We start from the raw sequence: 4,646 nt of genomic DNA on the forward strand, positions 1-4,646 counted from the left end.
TAGATAACCACGGAAACAGGTATTACGGGAATTTTTATCTGATATATAGTTTAATAAAAACGATGTTTTTATCTTAACCGAGAATTTAGAAATAATAAAACATCCTAGCTCCGTGCATAGCAAAGCGTAAAATTCCTCATAAAATTTTATGCTTTACATCTTGCGAATGGATTTTTACAAAAGCAAAATTCTGTCTGGCGGTATCGCATCTTGTGATGCGAGCGCAAAACATTTAGCAAATATCGCGATAAATTTAAACTTATAATAGTGGAGTTTGAAAAAAGACGCACCACTTTGAAAGCGCGAACGAAGCTACGTGGCGATATTTGCGGCAAGCGGTGCAAGCCATGCCGCTAAATTTTTAAATAAGGCTAAATTTAAGAAATTTAGCCGTTCATTATCGATAGCAGCTCGGTGTTGTCTTTGGTTTTTAGCATCTTGGCGTATAAAAATTTCAGCGCCTCGACGTCGTCCATCGTCGAGATCGCCGAGCGCAGCGCCCAGATCTTTTGCAGATTTTCGCTGCCTTGCAAAAGCTCCTCTTTGCGCGTGCCGGACTTGGTGATATTGATCGCCGGGTAAATTCTGCGATCCGAGATATTGCGATCGAGGATGATCTCGCTGTTGCCCGTGCCTTTGAACTCCTCGAAGATCACGTCATCCATTCGCGAGCCGGTCTCGATGAGCGCGGTAGCGACGATGGTAAGCGAGCCGCCGTTTTCGATATTTCGCGCCGCACCGAAGAAGCGCTTCGGCTTGTGCAGGGCGTTTGCGTCCACGCCGCCGCTTAGGACTTTGCCGCTGCTAGGCGTGACGGTGTTGTAAGCGCGCGCAAGGCGGGTGATGCTATCAAGCAGGATGACGACGTCCTTGCCGTTTTCGACGGCGCGTTTTGCCTTTTCGATGACGAGCTCGGCGACGCGGACGTGGTTGAATGCAGGCTGATCGAAGGTCGAGCTAAACACCTCGCCGCGCACGCTACGCTCCATGTCGGTCACCTCCTCGGGACGCTCGTCGACTAGCAGCACCAAAAGCTCGACCTCGGGGTGGTTGCGCGTAATGCCGTTGGCAAGCTCTTTCATCAGCTCCGTTTTACCGCTACGCGGAGGCGCCGTAATGAGCCCGCGCTGCCCCTTGCCGATCGGGGTGAAAAGATCGAGCACGCGACCGGTAAGGCGCATAGGATCATATTCGAGCTTGAGTTTTTCGGTCGGGAAAAGCGGCGTGAGATTATCAAATAGCGGGCGTTCTCTGGCCTCTTGAATCGATTTATAATTGATCGCTTCGATCTTTAAAAGCGCGTAGTACTTCTCCTGATCCTTCGGCTCGCGCACCTGGCCTGTGACGATGTCGCCGACGCGCAGGGCAAATTTGCGGATCTGACTTAAGCTTACGTAGGCGTCGTTGGCACTGTCGCTTAAATTTGAATCTATGCCGCGCAAAAAGCCGTAACCCTCGGCGGTAACCTCCAAAATCCCCGTAAAAAGTATGAAGCCGCCCTGCTTCGTCTGCATGCGTAAAATTTCAAAAACGAGCGCTTGGCGGCGGAATTCGCGCGGGTTCTCGACGCCTAGCTCATCTGCTATGGCGATGAGATTTTCAAGATCCATCGAGCGGAGCTCCTCGATCTGGTAGCCCTCGACGGGAACGTGCGTTTTAGCGTAAGTTTTTCTGCCGTTTTGATTAGAATTTGAAACGGCGGTCTGAGCGGAATTTTGATTTGTATTTTCCATTTGTCCTCTTAGAGTGTGAAGTTATTAAATTTAGTTTTAAAAGTCGTGAAATTTAAAATTTAGTTCTCTTTATAAGCACCGAACCTTAAAATTTTTTGTTGTCTTCTGCTGATGAGCTCGTCTATGCTAAGATCGTCTAGCTTGTGCAGCTCGGTTAAGACGTAGTTTCCAAGCGCTTTTATCGCGCCGTCCTTATCCCTGTGGGCGCCCGTTTTAGGCTCTTTGATCACGTCGTCGATCAAGCCCAGCTCTTTTAGCTCCTCGGCGGTGATCTTTAGCGCCTTCGTAGCGGCCTCGCTCTTGCTCGGATCATTCCACAAAATCGCGGCACAGCCCTCGGGAGAGATAACCGAAAAGATTGAGTTTTGAAGCATCGCCAAACGATCGGCCACGCCGATAGCTAAAGCTCCGCCGCTACCGCCCTCGCCGATAACGACGGCGATCGTAGGGGTTTTAAGATCGCTGAGTTCATACAAATTTCTCGCGATAGCCTCGCTTTGGCCGCGCTCCTCGGCACCGAGCCCCGGATATGCGCCCGGAGTGTCAATCAAAAATAGAATCGGAAGGTTAAATTTCTCGGCAAGTTTCGCTACGCGTAGTGCCTTGCGATAGCCCTCAGGATGGGGCATGCCGAAATTTCGCTTCAGCTTGTTTTTGGTACCGCGACCCTTCTGCTCGGCGATCACGGCAATTTTGCGGTTGCCCATAATGCCTAGATAGCACACGATCGAAGGATCGTCTCTAAAGGCGCGGTCGCCGTGAAGCTCCCTGGCGTCTTGCAAAAGCGCGCGAATATAATCGATCGCGTAAGGACGATCTGGATGGCGCGCAAGCTGAAGCCTTTGGTATTCGTTTAAATTCTTATAAACTTTGGAAATTTCTTTTTCGAGGTTCTTATTTAAAATTTCGACCGCGTCCTCATCGCCGCGAATTTTAGCCGCGGTGATGTCCTCGTCGATCTGCTTTATAGATTTTTCAAAGTCCAAATAACTCGCCATTAATCTACTCTTTTGAAAATAAGCGATGCGTTCGTGCCGCCGAATCCAAAATTATTGCTCATGACGCAATCGAGTTTGGCTTTTCTAGCGACGTTTGGCACATAGTCCAAATCGCAATCTGGATCTTTTGAAATTTGATTTATCGTAGGCGGTATGATGCCGTTTTGCATCGCTAAAAGGCTGATCGCAGCCTCTACTGCTCCGGCAGCGCCCAGGCAGTGTCCTAGCTGACCCTTAGTGGAGCTGACCGCAGGCACCTTGCCCTCGCCGAAAAGCTCTTTTAACGCCGCGGTTTCGTTTTTATCGTTTATTGCTGTGGACGTTCCGTGAGCGTTGATATAATCAATCTTCGGGCGTCCCGCCATCTCGTAGGCCTTTTTCATAGCGCGGATCGGGCCGTCTAGGCTAGGCGAAGTGATATGATAAGCATCGCCGCTAGCGCCGAAGCCTACGAGCTCTCCGTAAATTTTAGCGCCGCGCGCTTTTGCGTCTTCTAGCTCTTCTAAAACCAAAGCCGCCGCGCCTTCGCCCATAACAAAGCCGTTTCGCTCCGCATCAAACGGACGCGAAGCATGCGCGGGATCATCATTTCTAGCGCAAAGCGCCTTCATCGCAGCAAATCCGCCGATACCTACGGGACAAACCGCAGCCTCGGCTCCCACTGCAAGCATCTTTTTCGCTTCGCCGATCATAATAACTCTCGCAGCGTCCATAATCGCATGTGCGGAAGCCGCACAAGCCGTAACGCTGGATAAATTCGGACCTTTTAAGTTGTAATATATAGAAACAAAGCCGCCGAGCATATTTACTAACGCAGAAGGGATAAAAAACGGCGAAATCCGCCTAGGGCCGCGCTGCAAGCAGGTATTGGCATTTATCTCGATATTCGGTAAACCGCCGATACCGCTAGCAGAGCTAACGCCGAATTCGTCGCTATCAAAACCGCTAAATTTAGCGTCCTTTATAGCTTCGCCGGCAGCCTTAAGCCCCAGCTGGATAAATCTATCCATCTTTTTTATCTCTTTTCCATCCTCGATTATGCTCGAAGGATCGAAACCTTTTACTTCAGCTGCAATTTGAACCGGAAATTCGCTAGCGTCAAAGAGCGAAATTTTATCAACCCCGGTTTTTCCGTTACAGATATTTTCAAAACTGCTCTGTTTGTCAAGCCCGAGAGAGGTTATCATCCCGATGCCCGTTACTACGACTCGTTTCAAAACCGCTTCCTTAAAATTTTATTTCTTAGGCAAATTTTCTATATAATCTACTACGTCTTTAATGCTTACTAATTTTTCGGACTCGCTATCAGGGATCTCGATACCGAATTTCTCCTCTAAAGCCATTACTAGCTCAACTACGTCAAGAGAGTCCGCGCCCAAATCTTCGATAATTTTAGAGTCAAGTTTAACCTGATCCGGGCTTACGCTTAGTTGCTCTACAACTACGTCTCTTACATCTTCAAATACTGCCATTTTAGCACTCCTTTAAAAAAATACCGCGTAATTCTATAATATTTAACCTTAAATTCCGCTATTTAACGCTACATATAGAGCCCGCCGTTGATTTTAAGCGACTCGCCCGTAATGTAGCCCGCGCCGTCGCTGAGTAAAAACGCAACTCCTTCGGCGACATCGCTCGTGCTCCCGAGGCGCTTAAGCGGGATGCTCGCTTCGTAGCTTGCTTTTACGTCGTCGCTTAACGCGTCCGTCATATCGGTGGCGATGAAGCCTGGAGTTATGCAATTAAAGCGGATGCCGCGCGCCGCGCCCTCTTTTGCAAAGCTCTTACTCATAGCAATCAGTCCGCCCTTGCTGGCTGAATAATTCACCTGTCCAGCATTTCCCATCTCACCAACGATAGATGCGACGTTTACGACTGCTCCAAAGCGCTTTTTGCTCATCACTTTCAAAGCCTC

At 49.1% G+C, this 4,646-nt stretch carries 5 protein-coding genes; all 5 read right to left on the reverse strand.

The window, feature by feature from the left end:
* Positions 1–386 precede the first annotated feature (386 nt).
* Positions 387–1,733 (reverse strand): transcription termination factor Rho, encoded by a 1,347-nt coding sequence (gene rho, locus Q0620_RS06735; protein WP_005873347.1) that lies wholly within the window; start codon positions 1,731–1,733, stop codon positions 387–389.
* A 59-nt stretch (positions 1,734–1,792) separates the two neighbouring features.
* A complete protein-coding gene (accA, locus tag Q0620_RS06740) occupies positions 1,793–2,731 on the reverse strand; it encodes an acetyl-CoA carboxylase carboxyl transferase subunit alpha (RefSeq protein ID WP_291938084.1) in 939 nt (312 codons plus the stop codon).
* The gene (locus tag Q0620_RS06745) at positions 2,731–3,948 is read right to left on the reverse strand and encodes a beta-ketoacyl-ACP synthase II (RefSeq protein WP_298783956.1); all 1,218 of its coding nucleotides are present in this window, start codon (positions 3,946–3,948) and stop codon (positions 2,731–2,733) included. The genes accA and Q0620_RS06745 overlap by 1 nt, the downstream gene beginning before the upstream one ends.
* Positions 3,949–3,966: 18 nt before the next feature.
* Complete coding sequence (gene acpP, locus Q0620_RS06750; protein ID WP_005873350.1) at positions 3,967–4,203, reverse strand: acyl carrier protein; 237 nt, start codon at positions 4,201–4,203, stop codon at positions 3,967–3,969.
* 68 nt (positions 4,204–4,271) lie between these two features.
* The coding region (locus Q0620_RS06755; RefSeq protein ID WP_298783958.1) for an SDR family NAD(P)-dependent oxidoreductase at positions 4,272–4,646 on the reverse strand (375 nt) is incomplete at its 5' end.

Source organism: uncultured Campylobacter sp. (genome assembly GCF_938017615.1).
Classification (GTDB): Bacteria; Campylobacterota; Campylobacteria; order Campylobacterales; family Campylobacteraceae; genus Campylobacter_B.

Coding starts and splice junctions, on each gene's coding strand:
- rho (WP_005873347.1), bottom strand. CDS start 1,733: ATGGAAAATACAAATCAAAATTCCGCTCAGACCGCCGTTTCAAATTCT.
- accA (WP_291938084.1), bottom strand. CDS start 2,731: ATGGCGAGTTATTTGGACTTTGAAAAATCTATAAAGCAGATCGACGAG.
- acpP (WP_005873350.1), bottom strand. CDS start 4,203: ATGGCAGTATTTGAAGATGTAAGAGACGTAGTTGTAGAGCAACTAAGC.